The sequence below is a fragment of the Hyphomicrobium sp. 01T421 genome, assembly GCF_056398805.1.
This window is the reverse complement of sequence record NZ_JBFTQC010000001.1, coordinates 2,770,382-2,791,926: the sequence shown is the minus strand read 5'-3', so window position 1 is coordinate 2,791,926 and position 21,545 is coordinate 2,770,382. Positions and strand designations below refer to the sequence as shown.

Annotated in this window: 19 protein-coding genes; 3 read left to right on the top strand and 16 right to left on the bottom strand. The window is 61.6% G+C overall.

Annotated elements, in window-relative coordinates; all coding sequences use genetic code 11:
- Positions 1-64: 64 nt before the first annotated feature.
- Both AC1DK3_RS12955 and glmM read right to left on the bottom strand, forming a co-directional pair.
- The gene (locus AC1DK3_RS12955; RefSeq protein ID WP_477192592.1) at positions 65-865 is read right to left on the bottom strand and encodes an outer membrane protein; all 801 of its coding nucleotides are present in this window, start codon (positions 863-865) and stop codon (positions 65-67) included.
- Between the two features lie 286 nt (positions 866-1,151).
- Positions 1,152-2,507, bottom strand: a complete 1,356-nt coding sequence (gene glmM, locus AC1DK3_RS12950) for a phosphoglucosamine mutase (protein WP_477192591.1) — start codon at positions 2,505-2,507, stop codon at positions 1,152-1,154.
- Between the two features lie 350 nt (positions 2,508-2,857).
- Here glmM and AC1DK3_RS12945 point away from each other — a divergent pair, with 350 nt between their 5' ends.
- The 3 genes from AC1DK3_RS12945 to AC1DK3_RS12935 are packed head-to-tail and all read left to right on the top strand — an operon-like array spanning position 2,858 to position 5,649.
- Positions 2,858-3,766, top strand: coding sequence for a ParA family protein (locus AC1DK3_RS12945; protein ID WP_477192590.1), 909 nt, complete (start codon positions 2,858-2,860; stop codon positions 3,764-3,766).
- 26 nt (positions 3,767-3,792) lie between these two features.
- On the top strand, positions 3,793-4,287 hold the full coding sequence (locus tag AC1DK3_RS12940; protein ID WP_477192589.1) for a hypothetical protein: 495 nt from the start codon (positions 3,793-3,795) through the stop codon (positions 4,285-4,287).
- Between the two features lie 30 nt (positions 4,288-4,317).
- Positions 4,318-5,649: an APC family permease gene (locus tag AC1DK3_RS12935; RefSeq protein WP_477192588.1), complete on the top strand. Its 1,332-nt coding sequence runs from the start codon at positions 4,318-4,320 to the stop codon at positions 5,647-5,649.
- Positions 5,650-5,688: 39 nt separating this feature from the next.
- On the opposite strand, the gene folP is transcribed toward AC1DK3_RS12935, so the two are convergent.
- The 14 genes from folP to AC1DK3_RS12865 form a co-directional block, all read right to left on the bottom strand.
- A complete protein-coding gene (gene folP, locus AC1DK3_RS12930; protein ID WP_477192587.1) occupies positions 5,689-6,792 on the bottom strand; it encodes a dihydropteroate synthase in 1,104 nt (367 codons plus the stop codon).
- An 81-nt stretch (positions 6,793-6,873) separates the two neighbouring features.
- Positions 6,874-8,826 carry an ATP-dependent zinc metalloprotease FtsH gene (gene ftsH, locus AC1DK3_RS12925; RefSeq protein WP_477192586.1) on the bottom strand — a complete coding sequence of 651 codons (1,953 nt, stop codon included), beginning with the start codon at positions 8,824-8,826 and terminating at the stop codon, positions 6,874-6,876.
- Between the two features lie 150 nt (positions 8,827-8,976).
- A complete protein-coding gene (gene tilS / locus AC1DK3_RS12920) occupies positions 8,977-10,344 on the bottom strand; it encodes a tRNA lysidine(34) synthetase TilS (protein WP_477192585.1) in 1,368 nt (455 codons plus the stop codon).
- A gap of 39 nt (positions 10,345-10,383) precedes the next feature.
- Complete coding sequence (gene ybgF / locus AC1DK3_RS12915) at positions 10,384-11,391, bottom strand: tol-pal system protein YbgF (RefSeq protein WP_477192584.1); 1,008 nt, start codon at positions 11,389-11,391, stop codon at positions 10,384-10,386.
- Between the two features lie 149 nt (positions 11,392-11,540).
- Positions 11,541-12,332, bottom strand: coding sequence for an OmpA family protein (locus tag AC1DK3_RS12910; RefSeq protein WP_477192583.1), 792 nt, complete (start codon positions 12,330-12,332; stop codon positions 11,541-11,543).
- 189 nt (positions 12,333-12,521) lie between these two features.
- Entirely contained in the window at positions 12,522-13,043 is a 522-nt protein-coding gene (pal, locus tag AC1DK3_RS12905; RefSeq protein ID WP_339082821.1) for a peptidoglycan-associated lipoprotein Pal, read from the bottom strand.
- A 1,117-nt stretch (positions 13,044-14,160) separates the two neighbouring features.
- Positions 14,161-15,504 (bottom strand): Tol-Pal system beta propeller repeat protein TolB, encoded by a 1,344-nt coding sequence (tolB, locus tag AC1DK3_RS12900; protein WP_477192582.1) that lies wholly within the window; start codon positions 15,502-15,504, stop codon positions 14,161-14,163.
- Between the two features lie 86 nt (positions 15,505-15,590).
- A complete protein-coding gene (tolA, locus tag AC1DK3_RS12895) occupies positions 15,591-16,751 on the bottom strand; it encodes a cell envelope integrity protein TolA (RefSeq protein WP_477192581.1) in 1,161 nt (386 codons plus the stop codon).
- A gap of 183 nt (positions 16,752-16,934) precedes the next feature.
- A complete protein-coding gene (gene tolR, locus AC1DK3_RS12890) occupies positions 16,935-17,384 on the bottom strand; it encodes a protein TolR (protein ID WP_477192580.1) in 450 nt (149 codons plus the stop codon).
- Positions 17,385-17,388: 4 nt separating this feature from the next.
- Positions 17,389-18,105 (bottom strand): protein TolQ, encoded by a 717-nt coding sequence (tolQ, locus tag AC1DK3_RS12885; RefSeq protein WP_477192579.1) that lies wholly within the window; start codon positions 18,103-18,105, stop codon positions 17,389-17,391.
- Between the two features lie 359 nt (positions 18,106-18,464).
- Positions 18,465-18,956 (bottom strand): YbgC/FadM family acyl-CoA thioesterase, encoded by a 492-nt coding sequence (locus tag AC1DK3_RS12880; protein WP_477192578.1) that lies wholly within the window; start codon positions 18,954-18,956, stop codon positions 18,465-18,467.
- On the bottom strand, positions 18,953-19,897 hold the full coding sequence (locus tag AC1DK3_RS12875) for a metallophosphoesterase (protein WP_477192577.1): 945 nt from the start codon (positions 19,895-19,897) through the stop codon (positions 18,953-18,955). The genes AC1DK3_RS12880 and AC1DK3_RS12875 overlap by 4 nt, the downstream gene beginning before the upstream one ends.
- 121 nt (positions 19,898-20,018) lie before the next feature.
- Positions 20,019-21,065, bottom strand: coding sequence for a Holliday junction branch migration DNA helicase RuvB (ruvB, locus tag AC1DK3_RS12870; RefSeq protein WP_477192576.1), 1,047 nt, complete (start codon positions 21,063-21,065; stop codon positions 20,019-20,021).
- 64 nt (positions 21,066-21,129) lie between these two features.
- Positions 21,130-21,534, bottom strand: coding sequence for a hypothetical protein (locus tag AC1DK3_RS12865; RefSeq protein WP_477192575.1), 405 nt, complete (start codon positions 21,532-21,534; stop codon positions 21,130-21,132).
- Positions 21,535-21,545: the final 11 nt, after the last annotated feature.

Genomic DNA, 21,545 nt, shown 5'->3' with positions numbered 1-21,545 from the left:
AACAGGCGCTACGCCCCTGTTTCCAATTCTTCTCGAGGACGCGACAGGCGCCCCTGACAATCGCTCAGTTCAGGTCGTACCGAAGGCCGACGCGAAGCTGGTGAGCGGTGATGTCCTTTAATTTTTCAGTCGACGTCACAGTGTCTGCATCGAACGAAGCCGTTTCCGCTTTGCCGAGATAGAGGAAGCGATAGCCGAAATCGAGGTAGAGCGCGTTGCCCGAGCTGACCGCTACCGGCTCATCCTTCATGCCGCTGACGTAGGTCGTCTGACCGCCACGGATGCGCCAGGAGACACCAGCCATTGCCGCCGCCGCGAAGTTGTCGGTAGACTTTCCGCCAAATTCGGTTGTGCAACCGCACTCCTCGAACGTCCCTGACGACGTCGAATTGTGCGCATAACCAATGCCGGCGCCGATGTACGGAATGAAGCGGCCACCACGGTTGAAATCGTAATAGAGGTTGGCGAGGACGACGGTGCTGCTCAAATCGAACTTCGAATTGCCGACGAGGTTGCCCGGAGAATAATAAAGTGACGACTCGGTGGTGGAGTTGAAAATATGATCCACCGTGATATCGCCACGGAAGCCGCGTCCGAAATAGCGGCCGATGCCGCCACCGACGCTCCACGCGCCGTCTTGGCTGGAATTTCCGACCTCACGGCCGCTGAAGCTCAGCGAAGGGCTCGTGAACCAGTTATATCCGCCGTCGGCGCGAATGTACCAACCAGCCGACGCAGCCGGCATGGCCTCCATGATCGGAGCATCCTTGAGACTGGTGCTGCCAAGGTCAGCAGCCGACGCACCCAGAGCACTGCCGAGAACGAGTGCCGCGCTGAGAACGAGTACTTTGCGCGTAAAAAGCATGTGTCTTCCCTTCCGGTGTCGGCTCGGCGCGCGAAGCGGCGGGCCGGTACTAAAACCCGTCCCGAATATTACCAATAAGGTTTAAGGGGAGCTTAATCGGCGTCGAAATCTGACACGCCGGAGCACAAGCAGAAGTCCTAATGAGAAGTTAACATGATGCGCGCGCGGATGATCAGGCGCGGCCCGGCGCCCAACGCCGAAGCCGCGGCCCTACCGCCGCCGATTGGCCGCCGCTAATTGACCGCTGCGATTTGAAAGACCCGTTGCTATGTGAAAGTAAGCGAGCTTACGCCGCCGCTGCCGCCGCCGACTTAACCGCGTCGCAGATATCGCCGACGATGCTCGACACGACTTTCTCGTCGTCACCTTCCGCCATCACACGGATGACAGGTTCCGTGCCCGAAGGCCGAATGACGAGACGGCCATTCTCTCCGAGCTTCGCTTTCGCGCCTTCGATAGCCTTGACGACCCGCGTATCCTCGAGCGGATGCCCGCTGGCGTAACGCACGTTCCGCAAAATCTGCGGCAGCGGCTGGAAGCGATTGCAGACTTCCGACACCGTCTTCCCCGTGGCGACGACGCACGCCAGAACCTGCAGTGCAGAGACCAATCCGTCGCCCGTCGTCGTGAAATCAGAGAGCACGATATGCCCCGATTGCTCGCCGCCGACATTGAACCCGTGCTTGCGCATATGCTCGGTGACGTAACGATCCCCGACCGGCGTCCGCGCGAGCGTCAACCCGATGGAGCGCAAATAGCGCTCGAGGCCGAGGTTGCTCATCACCGTCGCAACGATACCGCCAGCCGCGAGCTTGCCCGTCCGGTGCCAGCTTTCCGCGATCACCGCCATGAGCTGGTCGCCGTCGACGATGTCGCCCTTCTCGTCCACGATCACGACACGGTCTGCGTCGCCGTCGAGCGCGATGCCGATGTCGGCGCGAAGCTCTTTCACCTTCTCGACGAGCGCCTTCGGCGACGTCGAACCACAATTCAAATTGATGTTGCGGCCGTTGGGCTCGACGCCGATCTTGATGACCTCGGCGCCGAGTTCCCACAGCGCTTCCGGCGCGACCTTGTATCCGGCGCCATTCGCGCAATCGATGACGATGCGCAGGCCCGCGAGGCGCAGCTGCTTCGGCATCGTGCGCTTGGCGAATTCGATATACCGCTCCTGCGCGCTCTCGACCCGCGTCGCCCGCCCGATGCGGTCGGCTTCGACGAGCAGGGCTTTGCTGTCGGCATCGATCAAATCTTCGATTTGCTTCTCCATATCGTCCGACAGCTTGTAGCCGTCCGGATCGAAGAGCTTGATCCCATTGTCATTGGAAGGGTTGTGGGAAGCCGACAGCATCACGCCGAGATCGGCGCGTAGCGACCGCGTCAACATGGCGACGGCCGGTGTCGGCATCGGTCCGAGAAGGAACACGTCCATCCCGACTGAGGTGAAACCCGACATGAGCGCCGCTTCAAGCATGTAGCCGGAAAGCCGCGTGTCCTTGCCGATCACGACGCGGTGGCGATGCGTGCCCGACCGGAAAACGGTTCCGGCCGCCATCCCGACCTTCAACGCAATCTCCGATGTCATCGGATGCGTATTGGCGAGACCGCGGATGCCATCCGTCCCGAAATAGCGGCGTACCATGCTAACCTCCCGTCGTGCCGGACCGGCGATTGCGCGCGACTGGCCCAAGTCGACGATCCGAAAAAATATCGGCAAGCACTAGGCGATCGCCTGCGGCGTGCTTCGCCGTCCCCTTAGAGAGCATAGATGCCCGAGCAAACACTACCATTCCATTCCGTTGGTTGAATTGCCGCAAATTTTACACCGAATTCCACTGAGGGTTGCACGGGCGCATCCAAACTTTTCACATTGTGTGCTTTTGAGACCCGTGTTGGACCGGGTCATGGAATCGGCCCATAGGTCGGCTATTGATGTAGCGCGCGCTTCAGGGGAATGTCGTTTAGCGAGCGCAATCTGAGGGGTATCGACTTATGGCAGTCTTTCTAGCGGTCGCTAACCGCAAGGGCGGCGTCGGCAAATCCACTTGCGCGGTGATGCTGGCGCACGGGCTCTCCGTCTACGGGGGCAAGCGCGTCCTGCTGATCGACCTCGACTCTCAGTGCAACGCATCGCTGATCCTGATGGGCGGCCAGGGCTGGAACGAAGCCCGTAAGGCCGGCAAGACCATCGCCGATTACTTCTACGACCTCTTCGACGGCATTCCCGCCAATGCCCGTGACTACGTCGCCAAGAACGTCGGCGATGTTTCCCTGGCGAACGGCAAACCGGCCCCGATTTCGCTCGTTCCCGGTTCGCTCCTCCTGGAGGACATCCAGGGCGAGCTCTACCTGAAGCAGGCAAGCCAGAGCAACGTGCCGGAAGTCGTCGCGAACCGCGTCCGCGGCCGCATGGAAAGCCTTATCCGCCGCTTCGAAGGCGACTACGACGTCGTCATTCTCGACTGCGCGCCGGGCCTCTCGTTTGCAGCACTCGCGGCCCTCAAGACGGCCGACAAGGTCATCGTGCCGTTCCGGCCTGATTACGTCTCGCAGCTCGCCGTCGATCGCGTCGCCATGCTGATCGAGGACATGCGCAATCTCGACGACTTGGCCGCGATGCCGGCTGAGGACAGGCGTTATGTCTGCCTCGCAAACTACGTGCGCAACGACGACCGGGACTATATGATGATCGAAGAAATAAGCCTCGTGCATCCGGTGCTCGAGACATTCCTGCCGCAAAGGAATGGCATCGCCAACGCCTTCGACTACATCGGTCAGTTGCGAACGATCGACGTGAAGTATTCCGATGCCGCCGGCGACGTCAAAGAGCTTCATCAGGAAATCGCCCGCCTGGTCGAAACCGTGGCGGCAAAGAAGAAAGCCAAAGTCTCTGTCTCTTAACTGTTGAAGGCGAGAAAACGTCGAACATGAGCAAAGGCAAACAGCTCTGGCCCGGCGACGAAATGGCGACGTTCTTTCGCGCCCACATCCGGCGTGAAACGGCGCTCGAGGACGAAGCCGCCGAACGGCTAGCGATTGCGCTGACCAAAGCGGTCAACCGCATGCTCGTTCGGGAGATGCCTACGGACGCACCGGAAGCGCCGGCCGAAGAGCCCGCCGTCGAGGCCCGGAAGACCAGGAAAGCCACAGCCGCAGCCCCGGCCGAAGCGCAGGACCGGCACGACCGCGCCGAGAATTTCAATCCCTACCGCTTCTCCGCGCTTGTCACGCTCTCCAAGCATGGCCGCGAAGGACTGATGACGCGCCTTCAGGAAATCAAATCGGCGGAAAATCTGCGCGCCTTCGCCGAAGCGCAGCACGTTCCGGTCGAGGCTTCCGTGAAGCGGACCGACGACATTCGCAAGGCCATCATCGCCGGCGTTGAGCGCCGCCTTGCCGACCGCAAAGCCGCGGCGAGCTGACACCCTTAAGAACAAAAAGGACACGACGTGGTGGCCGAAGCGCCGACTGACGCAAAGCAGCCGAGCCTCCGCCGCTCCATCGGAACGACCCAGCTGGCGCTCTATGCGCTCGGCAGCATGATCGGATCGGGCATCTACGGCCTCATCGGCAAAGCGGCCGGCGAAGCCGGATCTGCCGTCTGGCTATCATTTCTCGTCGCCCTCGTCGCGGCACTGCTGACATCGCTCTCCTATGCTTCGCTCGGCTCGCGTTACCCGCGCGCTGGCGGCGCCGCATACGTCACCGACCGCGCATTCCGCCGTCCAAGCCTCAGCTTCACCATCGGCCTCGCTCTTGTTGCGTCCGGACTGACATCGATCGCGACCCAGTCGAAGATCTTCGCGGCGATCCTCGCCGACATGGCAGGGCTCGAAGCCTTGCCGCCGGCCGCCATCGCGGCGGGCTTTCTCCTGATCCTCAGTGGCATCGTCTTCCGCGGCATCCGCGAAAGCATGTGGGTCAACGTCGTCTGCACGCTGATGGAGGTCTCGGGGCTCCTCCTCGTCATCGCGACGGGCATGTCCTACTGGGGCACGGTCAACTACTTCGAAACGCCGCCGGACCGCGCCGACTTCGGACTGCCTCTCATCGTGCTTCAGGCATCCGTGCTCACGTTCTTTGCCTTCATCGGCTTTGAAGATGCCGTCAACGTCGCCGAGGAATGCAGAGATCCCACGCGCACGATCCCGCGAGGCCTCGTCATCGCGACGCTGGCTGCGGCGGTCCTCTATGTGGCTGTCTCGGTTACGGCCGTGTCGGTCTTGCCGTGGCAGGAACTCGCCGCAGCGCCGAGCCCATTGACGGCTGTCATGCAGCGCACCCTCCCCGACATGCCGGCCGGGCTGATGAGCTTCATCGCGCTTTTTTCAGTGGCGAACACCGCGCTCGTCAACTACGTGACGGCATCCAGATTGATCTACGGCATGTCCGGACAGGGGCTTCTGCCGGGCTTCATGGGACGCGTGCACCAGACGCGAAGAACGCCCCACATCGCAATCTGGCTGCTCTTCGCATTGCTGCTTCTCCTGATCATGGCGGGAGAAATCGCCGATCTCGCCGCCGCGACCGTCCTGTTGCTGCTCGTCGTGTTCATCGCCGTCAACGCATCGCTCATCGTGTTGAAGCGCCGGGCGGGCGAAGCGCCGGGGCAATTCGAGCTTCCCTTGATCCTGCCGATCGCTGGCGTCGTCGTCTGTGCAGCGCTGCTCATCACGCGCGTGGCGAGCACCGATTGGCGCGCCCCGGCCGTCGCAGGCGCGCTCCTCGCGGCAATCCTCGGCTTCTACCTCGTCCTTCGAATGATGAGGCTGACGAACCGATAGCGCGAGGCGCCGCGTTCCGCCGCCTCAGTTCAGGGCCGATCAGTCGAGCCCCTTCTCCGTACCCGCCGCGCAAGCGCGCCAAACTTCTATGGCCTGCTTCGTTTCCTTGACGTCGTGAACGCGCACGATCTGCGCGCCCGCGGCAATGCCCGCGATAGCGCAAGCCAGCGACCCGGGCACCCGGTCTTTCGCGTCTTCCACGTTGCAGAGCTGCCCGATCATCTTCTTCCGGCTGACGCCGAGAAGCAGCGGAACGCCGAGGCCGTGATAGAGCGACAGCCCCGCCATCACGGCAACGTTGTGATGAAGGTGCTTGCCGAAGCCGATACCCGGATCCGCGACGAGCTTCGCCTTCGGGATTCCGGCAGCGATGCAGGCCTGAATGCGCCCTTCGAGATAATCGAACACATCGAGCACGACGTCGTCGTACTGCGGATTTTCGTTCATCGTCTTCGGATCGCCCTGCGCATGCATGAGAATGATCGGCAGCCCGGTCTCGGCCGCAACCTCCAAGGCTTCCGCGTCGTACGTGAACGCCGAGACGTCATTGAGAATGTCGGCACCGGCTGCAGCCGCGCGCCGCATGACCTCGGCCTTCCGCGTATCGACCGAGATCACCGCATCGGTCTTGGCGCGCAATCCTTCGACGACGGGAATGACCCGTCGCAATTCTTCATCGAGCGCCACGGTATCGGAATTCGGCCGCGTGCTCTCGCCGCCGATGTCGAGAATGTCCGCACCTTCTTCGACGAGTCTCAGGCCCTGTGCAATTGCCGTCTCAGTGGTCGCGAACTGGCCGCCGTCCGAGAAGCTGTCGGGCGTAACGTTGATGATGCCCATGATGCGAGGGCGCTCGAGCGACAGTCCGGCAACCCGCGCACGAGGTTCCGATAGCTCCTGAAGGATATCGGCGGCCGATAGCGCCTCCCGTCCCCAATCGCCGCTGAACGCGTCTCCGAGAATGACCTTCCGCCGTTTCGTTTCAGGCGAAGCGCGCGTCAGGACATCGAGCGCCGCGAACGAAAGACGGCTGCCCACAAGCGGCAACCCCTTCCATTCCGGAACCTCGGCCTCATCGACCGCCCGCCGCGAGCTCCGATCCCAGAAAATCGCACTAGGCTGCAGGTAGACTGATCGTTTCATTTCGATTGGATTCCACTCACGAAAAAGCGGCCGCGATATTATCGCGGCCGCCAGGAAATTTGAGGACGATTCGTCCAACGATTACTGCGGCTGCGGTTCGGGCTCGATGTCGATCCCGCCCTTAGGCTCGCCCCGTGGTCGCGGCGGCTGCCGGCCTGCAGACGGAACGGCCGAACCAGCCGGACCCTTGCTGCCGTCATCGTCCGACGGACGCACGATCTTGTCGCCACGCATGATCGCCTGGCACTCGTCACCGTTGACCGTCTCGTATTCCATCAGCGCCTGAGCCATCGCCTCGAGCTCGGCCTTGTGCTGCGTCAGCACTTCCCAAGCGATCTTCTCGCCCGTCGTCACGATGCGACGGGTTTCCTCGTCGATGAGCCGGGCTGTCTCCTCGCTCATGTTCTTCTGCTGTGTGATCGAATGACCGAGGAACACTTCCTGCTGGTTTTCCGAGTAGAGCAGCGGCCCGAGCTTGTCGCTCATACCCCACTCCGTCACCATCTTCTTGGCGATGTTCGTCGCCTGGCTGATGTCGCTCGAAGCACCCGTATTCAAATGCTCGCGGCCGTAGATGATCTGCTCGGCGACACGGCCGCCGAATGCCATCGCGATCTTGCCTTCGCACCACTGCTTCGAATAGCTGAGGCGATCCCGCTCCGGCAAACTCATCGTTACGCCAAGCGCCCGGCCACGCGGAATGATCGTCACCTTGTGCAGGGGATCGTTGCCCGGCACGACGAGATTGACGATAGCGTGGCCCGCCTCGTGATAGGCAGTCGCAAGTTTCTCTTCCTCGGTCATGGCCATGGACTTGCGCTCGGCGCCCATCATGACCTTGTCTTTGGAATCCTCGAACTCCGCCTGCGTCACGAGCCGCTTGTTACGCCGTGCGGCAAGCAGCGCCGCTTCGTTGACGAGGTTCGCGAGATCGGCACCCGAGAACCCGGGGGTTCCGCGAGCAATGACCTTCGGATCGACGTCGGGTGCAAGCGGCACCTTCTTCATGTGAACGCGCAGGATTCTCTCGCGCCCGACCACATCCGGATTGGGAACGACGATCTGGCGGTCGAAACGGCCAGGCCGCAGCAATGCCGGATCGAGCACGTCGGGACGGTTCGTCGCCGCGATGATGATGATGCCTTCGTTCGCTTCGAAACCATCCATCTCGACGAGCAACTGGTTGAGCGTCTGTTCGCGCTCGTCGTTGCCGCCACCAAGACCGGCGCCGCGATGACGGCCGACGGCATCGATTTCGTCGATGAAGATGATGCAAGGCGCGTTCTTTTTCGCCTGCTCGAACATATCGCGCACGCGGCTCGCACCGACACCGACGAACATCTCGACGAAGTCGGAGCCCGAGATCGTGAAGAACGGCACATTGGCTTCGCCGGCAACGGCGCGCGCGATGAGCGTCTTACCGGTGCCGGGAGGGCCGACCAGCAAACAGCCGCGGGGAATGCGCCCGCCGAGCCGCTGGAATTTTTGCGGGTCGCGAAGAAACTCGACGATCTCCTCGAGATCGGCTTTCGCTTCGTCGACGCCTGCAACGTCCTCGAACGTGACGCGGCCGTGCCGCTCCGTCAGGAGCTTCGCGCGAGACTTGCCGAAGCCCATTGCTCGGCCGGAGCCCGACTGCATCTGGCGCATGAAAAAGATCCACACGCCGATGAGCAGCAGCATCGGAAACCAGCTCAGAAGAATGCTTGTGATCGACTGCACTTCATCCTCGGCAGGCCGCGCTTTGAACTTCACACCCTTCTCGCGCAGGCGGGTCACGAGGTTCGGGTCTTCCGGAGCGTAAGTCGAGAACGCCGCATCAGTCGAGCTTGCGTCTTTTTTCGTCCCGGTGATGCGGTTGCCCGCGATCATGGCATCCGACACGTTACCCTTATCGACGGCATCTAGAAATTCCGAATACGGAATTTCGTTAGTCCGGCGGGTCGTGCTCGGGTTGCTGACCAGATTGTAGAGTGCCAGCAATAGGACGAACAACGCCGCCCAGATCGCAAGTTTCTGATAATTCGGGTTCATTGGTTTCCTTGATGGCGCCATCGGCACCAAAATGGCGCGTGCTCGGTGGCACTGCTGCCCCCAAAGTGAGAGCTTAACATAGGTGGCGGCCCATCTCCGCACAAGTTGTGCGTTTACGCAGGTTCCACGCGCCACAATACGCGCAAATCCTTAAAATGTACCCGCTGCCAAGGGGGTAAGATTAAAGCCGGCGGGATCGAGCGGCTCAGCCCCCGCCAGGGCAAACGGCGCGAGTGAGGGCGCTGCAACGAATTGTTCTCCCGCCCAAAATGACGGGAGCGCCGCCGACGCACGCGCTGGCGGCAGCATACGCTCGCGAAGCCGCGGCAGGATCGCCCGGTACGCGGCTGGCCCCAGTGGTCTGACGGTAATGACGGAGGCGCCACCCGCCTGCGACCCTCGGTCCCCGGTTTTCGCAGACCAGCGCAGCACAAATCGACTGTCCCAAACCCGGACATCTCCAGGTCGAAGTTCGATCGCCGTCTGATCGAGACGGCCGGCCTCCCGCCAGATGCGAATGAAGCGCGGCCCTCCCGAGATCATCGCGCCACCCAGTGTCGCACCCAGAGTTGCGGCAGCCTTCTCATTCCGTTGCAACTGCGCCGTCAGGGCCTCGATTTCGGATAGCCTCGGCTCGGGACTATCGCCTCCATAGCGAGCGATGAGACCCGCCAACACCTTCTGCCGCAGGTAGGCCGGACCGTCGTCGAAGGCGCGCCGGTCGAGCGTCGCGAAAATCTCATTGCCGAACGAAATCGCGAGCGACGCAATGAAACGCTCTTCGGCATAGACGAGCGCATCGCGAGCATCACCAAGGCGGCGCGCCGATGTGGCAAGCGCTTGCGGTGACAATCCCGCATCGTGGAAATTGGACAACGCCGAACGTACGCGCGTGCGCTCGTAGCGGTCATCCGCGTTCGTTGGATCTTCGACATAGGCAATGCCGCCCGCGGCGACGGTCGCCACGAGACGCGCTTTTCCAAAGCCGAGCAGAGGCCGCGCCAGAGTAACCGGAGACGTCTCGGCGATAGGCCTTTCGGTCCGCATGCCTGAAAGGCCATCGATTCCCGCACCGCGCTGCAGCCGCATCGCGAACGTTTCGGCCTGATCATCGAGATGATGAGCCGTCGCAACGGCAACGCCGTCAGGAGCGAAGCCGCGCGCGTGTTCATCCAGAAGGCGATAACGCGCTTCCCGCGCAGCCATCGGCACGCCGGTTCGCGGCTTCACATCTTCCCAGGTCAGAATGGCATGCGGCAAATCCAGGCGTCGCGCAGCCGCGCCAACCAGCTCTGCTTCGAAACGCGACTCGGGGCGAAGACCATGATCGACAGTCGCGACCGAGATGGACGGCGCCGGCGATTTCGCGCGTGCCCGCCATTCCGCCGCGAGAACCATCAGCGCCATGCTGTCCGGACCGCCGGACACGGCAAGCACGATGTGGCCGAAGCGCGCCAGCCGCTCGAACGCAGCGTCCGCTTCGACATCGGTGACCGGCGACTGCGAACCTCGTGTCACGGATATTCAGCTCGGCGGAGAATTCGCGCCGCCGCTCCTTTATTGGCAGCCGATCCGCTGCCGCTCACTCTGCGCGCGCGACTTCACGTTTTGCGGCGCTGTCGGAAATTTCGTCGTGAGTTCGGAAAAAGACGAACACGCCGCCTCTTTCTGTCCGAGCCGGTCGAGCGACATGGCGAGCTTCAAGAGACTGTCAGGCGCCTTCCCGCTTTGCGCATACGTCTGATAGCCCTTCAGGAACGAGCCAGCCGCCGCCTTGTATTGACCACGGACGAAATAAGTCTCGCCGAGCCAGTATTGCGCATTTCCCGACAGCGAGTCGTTCGGAAACTTCTTCAAAAAATCGCCGAATGCCGTTTCCGCGGAGCCATAATCGCGCTGAAGCAAATAGCCATACGCCGTCTCGTAAAGCTGCTTCGGGTCGCCGCTCGTCTCGCTAGCGGCAGGCAAGGCGGCCGTGGCGACTGGCGCGGGCAATCCGCCAACGCCGCCGCCGTGGTCGGGCTCGGCCGCTTGTCCATGACTGTCGAGGAGTCCGCCGATGGCATCACCGCCCGATGAAACCGTTGTCGATCCGAAACCGTCGGCTGTCGCGTCCGCATGATCGGTGGCGCCGGTTTCAGGGCCGCCCTGAATTTCCGAACGGCGCGGTACGCCGCCCATGCTGCGAACCTGATCCGAGAGCTGCTGCACTTGCGCCGAGAGCGCACGAACCTGCGTCTCTAGTCCTTCGATCCGTGCAGGGTCCGCGGAAACGGCCCCGCCGGACGACGGAAATGGCGCAGCAGTCGAGCCGCCGCCTTTGGCAAGCGATTCCAAAGTTCCGACGACGACTTGCATATCGACGAGTTGCTCTTCGAGAGCTTGAACCCGGGCTTTGAGCGCGGCATCACCCGAGGAAGCAGCCGCCGCCGCTGCCGCACCGCTTTTCGGCGGCCGCACGTCGGTCGTTTGCGCCAGCGCTGGAACAGCCGTAAGGGCGAACGCCAGCGCTACGATTTGAAATCGCAAGCCACTCCGATGGATCATCCCCGCAAGCTTGGCCATTCCCGGCTCTACCCCTAATGTTCGATATGTTCGATCGAATGTTAAATCGCTAACGCTGCATGACGCGACGTCCGGAGAAGCTTACCCCAGCACCGTCCGCACCTCCACCTACGCCGGGTCGCAGGACCCATCAACTGGGGAGCGAGGATTCATTGCGAAACCGAATCGGCCGGATCCGCCCTGCGGACGCTTACCGGGTTGACCGAACCCTTCGCGGGCGAACCCGACATGGCCGACTTCGACCAGTTCCCGTCAAAATGCCATTCCTTGATGAAGACTTCGGCATTCCGGTTCTGCGCCTGGCACATCGGACCATCGCAGATAGCCAGACGGTCCGCTTCGCCCGCTGCTCTCACCTCGATGCGTGATTCCGCTATCCCCGCCGCGATGAACCGGTCACGCACCACTTGGGCACGCTGCAGCGAGAGAATTTCTGCCGCGCTCCGCCCGCCACCGTCGTCGGCCCGGCCAATCACCACGATCGTGAGATCGGGACGAGCCGTCAGCCAGTGTGCCTGACGCTCGACGATGCTGCGCGCGCGCCCGCCAAGGATCGCGCTATTCTCGGCGAAGAACACGCGATCGCCGACATCGAGAAGAAACGCGCGCCGGTATTCGGCGGCTCGCTCGGCAAGCCCAGCCTTGATCGCTGCACGTTCTTCCGGAGTGCTCTCGCCGCGATCAAGCGCGGCCAAGGCACGCTTCGCCCTGAAGGCTTCTGCTGATCCGGGAAAATCGCTGATCACGCGAGCCAGAAGACGCCGGCCCGATTCTTCCGCGTGATCGGAAAGAGCATCGAGCCCGTCTTCGACGAGCTCCGCGGCCGTTTCGCGGTCCGCCGCCTGATCCTGAGCAAAGACGCGAGGTGAAAGCACAGCCATCAGGCCAAGCACCACACACAGAACGCCCGCCGAAACGTTGCAAGTCCGCAATTTCAACATCGAATACCGGCGCCGCACCAAAGAAAACCTCGGGCGCCGTTATGGAAGTCCAATTAGGCCAAACTTTGCTGAAACCGCGTTACTCGAAAGCACTGTGGAAGTGTGGCCTATTTGAGCCAACTCCAGAGCCACAGCCGACCTTCGATGCGCGACTATGCGCGACGCGGCAGCGGCTCCGCGGGGCGACGGTTAACGCTGGCTAACCACGCCGCCAGCGCCGCCGCTGTTGAGCACCGTTTGCGCGCGGCGATTCTGCGACCAGCAGGAGATGTCGTTGCAAACCGCGACCGGACGCTCTTTGCCGTACGAGATCGTGCGGATGCGCGCGCCATTCACGCCGTGCTCGGAAAGGTAGTTGCGCACCGTCGTTGCGCGACGGGCGCCGAGCGCGATGTTGTATTCACGCGTGCCGCGTTCGTCGGCATGGCCTTCGATGGTGATCGTATATTGCGGATACTGCGCCAGCCACTGAGACTGCTTCGACAGCGTCTGCGCAGCTTCCGGCGTCAGATCGACCGAGTCGGTCGAGAAGTAGACGAGGTCGCCGACGTTCTGCGTGAAGTCGCGCTGAGAACCGGGCGTTGCGTTGCCATACTTGCTGCTCAGCCCATCAGGCTGCATGTCCTTGTTGGCGCACGCGCCCACTGTCGCGGCAAGAATCGAAACGGCGGCAAGGCGCAGACACCAGCTCCGCGCAAACGTGGCCATCATTTCGCAAATCCCCTTCGTATCGATCTCATCTCTCGCGTGAGTTGCACACGCTTCGTCCTCTGAGAGAGATAGCTGTTTCATCCCCGCATAGAGAATCGTTCAGCCCAAAATATGGCCGATTCCGCTGTAGACCCATCCATAACCCACAAAAGCGAGCTCAAGATGTTCTGGATCCACTGCGATCCCTTCTCCCTTAAACTCTTAGCATCGGGATAAGAGGTGTGCGTGCGACTAATTCGGTTTTGAGCAGATTTCTCGATGTTTTCCCGCGCTAAACGCGCGCGCAAAAATCGCTTGGCTTTCGAGCCCTCTGCGGACGGCGATGCAGATTGGAAATCAGTCTCAGACAGAGAGACCGGTGACAGAGAGACCGGTCGAGCGGATCACCGAAGACACCGGTCCGGTAGGATCGCCTCGCGCGTCGGAACGCGCCCGCAAAACTGCATAACTACAAACGCGAAACGGCACTCTAGAAAAGCTCAAGACCGAGATGGTGGCGAGGTAGTCGCCAACAACTCGGTCTTGAAGATTAGGATGAAAAACGCAGTACTTTGCAAACAAGAAGCACTTAGCGTGCGACCTGCTCCGAAGCCGCAGGCCCGCCAAGCTTAAGCGGCTGGTGCTCAACTTCTTTCCGGCATGCACCGAGAGCAACAGCTACTAAAACGGTAGCGAGAACAAATGCGCTTTTCATAGGTAGTCTCCTTTGAGTCAGAGTACTCGCTATTAACGAGCAACCTGGTCGCTAGCGGTCGGGCCGCCGAGCTTCAAAGGCGTATGCTCAGCCTCACGGCGGCATGCGCCGAGGGCCACAGCGGCAACAACTGCTGACAAAAGGATCAGCCCCTTCACACCCTGCATGGTCATATCTCCTGATACGATTCCGGCAAAAGCCGTACTCTGGGGTACCGGGAGGGCGCGTTCCGATCAAGAACAGAGGCAGCAATTCCCAAGTTTTCCAAGCCAATAGGTGCGAAAATGCAACGGGACTTAGTGGGGAAAAGTCAACACTTTTGCGACTACGGTTAAGATGTGCAACATGTTGATATTGCACATCTTTGTCGGCCTCAAAGGAAGCGTCGTTAATAATTGGACGGCTTCATTCGTAAATAGGGTGTTAATTCAGAAGCGGTGACCAAGCGGGGTCCGAAGCGAAGGCCGGAGTGTCGACCTTTCGCTCGTTGTAGCCCGTGATATCGACCGAGAAGATTCTCGGGCCCCCATTGCCCCCCTGCGACTCGCGGAAAAACATCAAAACCCGCCCGTTCGGAGCCCAGGTCGGTCCCTCGTTGTGGTAACCTTCCGTCAGGACGCGCTCGCCCGACCCGTCCGGCTTCATGACGCCGATGATGAAATGGCCCCCCGTCTGCTTGGTGAACGCTATATAGTCGCCGCGTGGCGACCAGACCGGCGTCGAATAGCTGCCGTCGCCCGTCGAGATCGGACGCTGATTCGATCCGTCCGAATTCATGACCCAAAGCTGCTGTCTGCCGCCGCTCCGGTCGCTTTCGAAGACGATCTGACCGCCGTCCGGCGAGTAGCTTGGACTGGTATCGATGCCGTTCGACCGCGTGATCTGCCGCGGCTGCCGGGAGCGAAGATCCATCTCGTAGATATCGGAGCCGCCATCGGGGCGCCCGAGGCTCATGACCACCCGCTGCCCGTCGGGAGAGAATCGCGGCGCGAAGGTCATATTGGGAAAGTCGCCGACGAGTTCGCGGCGCCCTGTCTCCAGGTTCATGATGAAAACCTTGGGCTGGCCGCCGCCGCTGTAGGACATGTACGTGATTTCCTGGTTCGTCGGAGAGAACCTCGGCGTCAGCACAAGTTCTTGGCCCTGCGTCAAAAGCCGGACATTCGCGCCGTCCTGATCCATGATCGCGAGACGCTTCACGCGCTTCTCTTTCGGCCCCGTTTCATCGACGTAGACGACGCGCGTATCGAAATAGCCTTTTTCGCCCGTCAGCCGTTCATAGACGCTGTCGGCGATGAGGTGGCCGATCCGGCGCCAATTGCGTGCAGACGTCGAAAAGCGCTGGCCGGCGAGCTGCTTTCCGCCAGCAACATCCCAGACCCTGAACTCTGCGCCGACCTTGCCGTCGCCCGCATTGACCACGCGTCCGACGACGAGCGCATCGGCTTGAATGGAGCGCCAGTCGCCGAAGCGCGGCGCAGCATTGACGTCCCGAACCTGCTCGAGAAACGATTGATGATCGAGCGGCCGGAAGAGCCCCGAACGTTCGAGATCGGCTTCAACCACAGCGGCGATATTGCTCGCGAGTTCCTGATCGTCGCCGAGGAAGGTCGGAATTGCGATCGGGATGGGCGCGATCGTGCCTTCCGTCTGCGTGCCTTTGAGCTGCGCCATCGCGGGCGGCGCCAAGCCTGGAACGAGCCAGACGCAAGCGGCGACGAGCGTCGCAACGGAAAACAGCCGTTTAAGGCGGACTTTCAAGATCATGAATGGTCTCTCATGCGTCTCAGTGCGATTCGGAATTCCCAAGGCCATGTTTCGCTTCGCGGTCGAATGAAGCAACTTTGGGGCGATTACAACATTTCACGCGGATCGAAAGTCCAGTCGATATACTTCCACCCGCCCTCGTACTTGTCCGGAGGCAGGCGGAACGGAGCGCACATCCTGACAGCTCTGAGCGCCGCTTCGGCATAAACTTGCCCCGCCGTGGTCGATGGCGCCGACGTAACCCTCGGCTCGCCCATGAGCGTACCGTCGGGATTGAGCTCCCAGTGAAGCTCGACGACCGGAACCTCGCTGCCGCCGCCCGTACCCGGCGGACGCCAACAGCCATTGAGCTGCGACTTCAGCATTCCCTTCAAGAGATCCTGCTCGCGTGCGGAAAGAACCGTATCGGAGCCCGTTTGCGTCCCGGCTTCCTTGCCGAAGTTCGTTGCCGTCGAGCTTGAGCCTGCCGCCTGCTGCCCCTTCTTCCGCTTGTCCTTGTCGAGAAGAGCCTTGGGCGTAGCATCATCCGGCGACTTCTCGAGCAGAGAAGCGATCTTGCTCGGATCGAACTGCTTCTTGGCGGCTTCGGCTTTCTTCTTGGCCTCTTCCTGTTTCTTTTTCTTGAGCTCGGCGGCCTTCTTCTTCTTCGCCTCTTCTTCGGCTTTCTTCTTGGCTTCCTCTTCAGCTTTTTTCTTGGCTTCGTCCTCGGCCTTTTTCTTCGCCTCTTCGTCAGCCTTCTTCTTGGCTTCCTCGGCCTTACGCTCTTCGTCAAGCTTCTGTTCCAGAAGCTTTTTTTCGTCAGGCGTCGGCCCCGGAGCAGGCTCCGGCGGCGGCGGTGGTTCTTCGATTTTCTTGGCTATCGGATCCGGCTCGGTCGCCGGCGCAGGTGGCGGCGGAGGCGGAGGCTCGGCAGCTTGAGGTGGCTCGGGCTCCGGTGGCGGCTCGACCTTTGCGACCTGCTCTTCGGCGGGCGGCGGAGGTGGCGGCGGCGGCGCGTTGTTTGGCTTCGCCGTGTCGTTCTTGCTGTCGTCGGGCTTCGGTTTGTCGTTCGCCTTGGTCTCGAGGTTTTTCGCGTCCTCAGCGCCCTGCTTCAGGCGCAGGAATTCGGATGGCGTGATGATGTCGGCCGAGATCGCCGGCGTATCGGGCGAGAGCGGCGGCGTCGTGCGCATGGAAAAGAGCGCCCACCCGAGGAGTGAGGCGTGGAAGAAGAGGGACAGAACAAGTCCGAAGGGCACAGTCAGCACCCACCTTCTCTGAAAGACGGCACGTACGAGCGCGCGCAATGGCGGCGAACCGCAGGGCGAACCAGGAAACGCGTCGTCGGCAGCGAGCAATTCGAGCGACGCATCGGCACAGCGCTTCGCATGTTCCTTGGCCGACGCGCATCATGGTTCGTCATACGTATCGTCCTTTAGCGATTACGGGTGTTAGGAGCCTCCCTTCTCTCCATTGAGGACGAACGATAGTTTCTTGAAGCCGCCCTGGTTGATGCGGCTCATCACCTCCATCACCGTCCCGTAGTTCACGCCCTTGTCGCCGCGCACGAAGATTGTCTCGTCGTAACCGTTCCCGGCGATGGCCTTCAGTTTCGTCGACAGTTCTTCCAACGGAACCTGGGTGTCGCCGATAAAAACGTCGCCGTTGGCTTTCACCGTGACCGCCAGCGGGTCCTTCTTCGGAGGCTGGATCTCCTGCCCCTTCGACTCCGGCAAATTGACGTCGATGCCTGTCTGCAGAAGCGGCGCCGCAACCATGAAGATGATCAAAAGCACGAGCATCACGTCGACCATCGGCGTGACGTTGATTTCGCTCATCGGCATATGCCGCGCGCGCCGTCGACTGCGCCCGCCGCCGCCCGCTTTGACGCTCATCCCCATCGGCTTAAGCCCTCACGTCGATCTGGCGAGATACGATCGCTGCAAACTCATCGGAAAACGCATAGAGACGCTGCGATATCGCAGCCGAATCGGCCGAGAACTTGTTGTAGAAAATAACCGCCGGAATGGCGGCCATGAGGCCGAGTGCCGTCGCGAACAAGGCTTCGGCGATACCGGGCGCAACGACTGCCAGCGAGGTATTCTTCGAAACCGCGATCGACTGGAAGCTCGTCATGATGCCCCAGACCGTACCGAACAGGCCGACGAACGGCGCCGTCGATCCAACGGTTGCAAGAAACAGCAAGCGCCGGTCGAGACGTTCCATCTCCCGGCTGATCGTCACGTCCATCACCTTCTCGACGCGCAGCTGAATGCCGCCGAGCGCGCGAATGTTGCCTTCGACCGAGCGCTTCCACTCGCGCATCGCGGCAACGAAGAGCGCCGCCATGGTGATCGTCCGCCCGCGCGACAGGTTCGCGTAAAGCTCATCCAGCGACTGGCCCGACCAGAACAACTGCTCGAAGCGGTCGCTCTCGACGCGCGCGCGGCGGAACGCGAGAAGCTTCTCGAAGATGATCGCCCACGACCAGACGGACGCAACGCCAAGCCCCGTCATGACGATTTGGACGGTAATGCTTGCTTGCATAAAGAGTTCGACGAACGAGAAGCCACTCGCTTGGACCGGGGCAACGGCGCTGTGGGCGACATCCGCGGGATTCATTTCACCATCCATGTCGAAGAATTGCGATACCCGTACGGAGCCGCACGGGCCGTTGAATTTCGGCAGCATTGGGACGCGCCCGGCGCGGGCCCGATGAAGTTTGCGTATGACGGCGTAATGACGTCCACCCCGGTAGCAAGCGCCATCGCCCACCACACTCATTCGCATCGAGAGCTTTTGACGCCCAATATGACCAAACGAGGGCTTGATGTAGCCGATGGCAATGACGCATCGTCGTGTTTATCCACGAAAAACGCGGCCATTTACCTCATGATGAGCCATGACGACCGAGGTAACGAATGTCAATCGGCGTGTGGACGCGCTTTGATGGCGCCAGCGGAAATATTGCGCGCGCCGGCTTACGTACGGGAATTTTTCGCCCCCGCCGCATGCGCTTGAAAGGCTTCGCGCACAGCGTCGCTCAAGCGGAGCGGCTTGCCTGAAATCGACACGAGCACGACGACAACCTCGGCTGAGACGAGACGCGTGCCATCGCGACTGACCGTCTGATCGAGCGTAACGCTGGCCGCACCAAGCTCCTTGACGCGCGTTTCGACCTCCAGGAGATCGTCCATGCGTCCGGGGCGAGCGAAGTCGAAGCTCATCCGCCGGACGACGAAGGCCGCGGGTTCGGTACTCTCGGAACCGTCGATCAGACGCCGGGCGTCGGTGCCGAGAAGGCGTAGAAAATCCGTGCGGCCGCGCTCCGCGAAGCGCACGTACGAGGCGTGATAGACGAGGCCGCCCGCGTCGGTGTCCTCGAAATAGACGCGAACGGGAAGAATGTGCCGCTGACCGCCCGCGTCGCGAACGATGCGCCCGGCAAGATCGGGCCACTGCGCGCCGGTCAAACTTCGCCCCCTTCGGAGCCGCCAAGCTCGATGACCACGATTTCGGGCGGCGAGCCGAATCTGATCGGCAACGACGAGCACCCGAGACCGCCCGAGACGATCATGTGTCGCTTATCCTCGACGATGTGACCATACGCGTAACGCGATCCGAAACGCGACGGCACGACGGGCGCATATCCGAATATCCGAATCTGGCCGCCATGCGTATGTCCGGCGATCGTCAACGAAACCCGGTCCGAAACCTTCGGAAAGATATCTGGCTCATGCGCCATCAGGATCACCGGAGCGTCGTCCGTCACCTGCCGGAGCGTCGACGGAAGATCATCGACGCCGTGATAAGCGATTTTGCCCCCGTGCACGAACTCGTCGTACTCGTCGGTTCGCGGCCAGAACGCCCATTGATCGCCAAGACCGGCGAGCCAGAAAGCTTGCCCATCCTTCTCGAGGCGCACCGCATTGTTTTCGTACACCGGAATGCCGACCACTTGCAGCGCCAATCCGGCAGGCGTCGGGCCCGCGCGCTTTTTCTGCACGTCGCGGGATTCCCACCAGTCGTGATTGCCGAGAACGGCATGGACGCCAAGCGGCGCCTTGAGTTCAGCCAGAGCGGTCGCCCAAGCGCCATTGCTCACGCGCCCCGAATATTTCCCGAGCCGATGACCGACGACGTAGTCTCCGAGCAGCAGTATCGCGTCCACACCGAGTTTGTTGGTCTGCTCGACGATGACTTCAAGTCGCTCGACCGACATCCAAGGCTCGCAAACGTGAAGGTCCGCGAGCACCGCAAACTTCAGTTTGAGACCCGGCGTCCAGTTGGGAGGCGTCAAGTTGTAAAAAGTCACTCTTTCGCGGAAGGCTTCAGCGAGCGCGTAACCGCTGAGCGCCGTCGAGCCGACACCGGCCACACCCGTCAACTTCAGCAAATCGCGGCGACTGATCAAACCCGTTTTCCCTCAAACCGTGCAGCGGGCGGACGAAATCTGCCTGCATTCTGGCCGGAGAATGCTGTCGAATCCGTGAACTTCGCCACCCGAAAGCGAGCCAAGACGTGCGAGAGCGGCGTTAAGTCCCGTCTTCGTCGGCCTCAAAAATAGGCAGTTCCGGCGTGGCGGCGCGCGCGGGACCGTTAACACCGAGATGGCGATAAGCCTTGAGCGTCAAAACCCGCCCGCGCGGGGTGCGGCCGATGAACCCTTGCTGCAGAAGAAAGGGTTCCACGATCTCTTCGAGCGCATCGCGCGGCTCGGAAAGCGCGGCGGCCAGGGTTTCGATACCAACCGGCCCGCCTTCGTAGTTGTGAAGAATGCATCCGAGATAACGATGATCGAGCGCGTCCAGTCCCTCGCCATCGACCTCGAGCATCGTCAGCGCCCGGTCGGCGACCTCGGCATTGATGACGACCGCGCCTTCGACCGATGCAAAATCGCGAACGCGGCGAAGAAGTCGCCCGGCGATCCGCGGCGTACCCCGCGAGCGTTTGGCGATCTCACGCGCGCCATCAGGCGACATCTGCGCGCCGAGCACGCGCGCACCACGGCCAACGACCAGTTCGAGTTCCGGAATCGAATAGAAATTGAGGCGGACGGGAATCCCGAAGCGATCACGCAACGGATTGGTCAGCAGCCCCGCGCGCGTCGTCGCGCCGACGAGCGTGAATTTCGGTAGATCGATCCTGACCGACCGCGCCGCCGGTCCTTCGCCGATCATCAGGTCGAGCTGGAAATCCTCCATGGCGGGATAGAGTATTTCTTCGATAGCCGGATTGAGCCGGTGGATTTCGTCGATGAAGAGCACGTCGCGCTCTTCGAGATTGGTCAAGAGCGCTGCTAGATCGCCGGCCTTCGAGATCACCGGCCCCGACGTTGCACGAAATCCGACGCCAAGTTCCTTCGAAAGGATCTGCGCAAGGGTCGTCTTACCGAGGCCCGGAGGACCGGCGAAGAGCACATGGTCGAGCGCATCGCCCCGCCCCCGCGCCGCTTTGATGAAAACCCGGAGGTTGGCGCGCGCCTGCTCCTGCCCGACGAATTCGTCGAGCGATTGCGGACGTATCGTCGCCTCGAAGGCGTCGACGTCTTTTCGCGCGCTGCTGACGAGCCTGTCGGTCATGGTTTGTTCGTGAGGCTATTCGCCAGCGCCGTCAAGTCGACCGGCTGACGTCTGAAGCCCGATTTCAGTGTTTGAGAATGCCGATCATCATCAGCAACGCCCGCATGCCGATGAAGAGAAGACCCGCGGCGAACGCCAGGAAAGGCACGCCCGCGCTCGCGTCGAACGGGAAAATGATTGCCGCGGCCATGAACCCGAGAACCCCCGCAACAGCCGCCTCGAGCCAGCCGTAAGTGCCGGTCTGCAGGACGAACGGTGTTAAACCCAGCGCCGAAACCGTCGCCGGAAAAGCGCTCCAGACGAACGCGTCGATCCCGGCCTCGCCAAGGCCTTCGCCGCCACGCGAAGGCAGCAGGAAATCGGTCGCCGGGCTGAGAAGCATCAGCCCGAGATCGGCGATGCCCGCAAAAAACGGCAGCGCCAGCGATGTGATAAGCACCATCCAGAGCGCGCGTTGGGTGTTGCTCAAAGTAATTTTTC

What these genes read in the sequence shown, in the direction of transcription:
- AC1DK3_RS12955 (WP_477192592.1), bottom strand. Translation starts at nt 865, where the DNA reads ATGCTTTTTACGCGCAAAGTACTCGTTCTCAGCGCGGCACTCGTTCTC.
- glmM (WP_477192591.1), bottom strand. Translation starts at nt 2,507, where the DNA reads ATGGTACGCCGCTATTTCGGGACGGATGGCATCCGCGGTCTCGCCAAT.
- AC1DK3_RS12945 (WP_477192590.1), top strand. Translation starts at nt 2,858, where the DNA reads ATGGCAGTCTTTCTAGCGGTCGCTAACCGCAAGGGCGGCGTCGGCAAA.
- AC1DK3_RS12940 (WP_477192589.1), top strand. Translation starts at nt 3,793, where the DNA reads ATGAGCAAAGGCAAACAGCTCTGGCCCGGCGACGAAATGGCGACGTTC.
- folP (WP_477192587.1), bottom strand. Translation starts at nt 6,792, where the DNA reads ATGAAACGATCAGTCTACCTGCAGCCTAGTGCGATTTTCTGGGATCGG.
- ftsH (WP_477192586.1), bottom strand. Translation starts at nt 8,826, where the DNA reads ATGAACCCGAATTATCAGAAACTTGCGATCTGGGCGGCGTTGTTCGTC.
- ybgF (WP_477192584.1), bottom strand. Translation starts at nt 11,391, where the DNA reads ATGGCCAAGCTTGCGGGGATGATCCATCGGAGTGGCTTGCGATTTCAA.
- AC1DK3_RS12910 (WP_477192583.1), bottom strand. Translation starts at nt 12,332, where the DNA reads ATGTTGAAATTGCGGACTTGCAACGTTTCGGCGGGCGTTCTGTGTGTG.
- pal (WP_339082821.1), bottom strand. Translation starts at nt 13,043, where the DNA reads ATGATGGCCACGTTTGCGCGGAGCTGGTGTCTGCGCCTTGCCGCCGTT.
- tolB (WP_477192582.1), bottom strand. Translation starts at nt 15,504, where the DNA reads ATGATCTTGAAAGTCCGCCTTAAACGGCTGTTTTCCGTTGCGACGCTC.
- tolR (WP_477192580.1), bottom strand. Translation starts at nt 17,384, where the DNA reads ATGGGGATGAGCGTCAAAGCGGGCGGCGGCGGGCGCAGTCGACGGCGC.
- tolQ (WP_477192579.1), bottom strand. Translation starts at nt 18,105, where the DNA reads ATGAATCCCGCGGATGTCGCCCACAGCGCCGTTGCCCCGGTCCAAGCG.
- ruvB (WP_477192576.1), bottom strand. Translation starts at nt 21,065, where the DNA reads ATGACCGACAGGCTCGTCAGCAGCGCGCGAAAAGACGTCGACGCCTTC.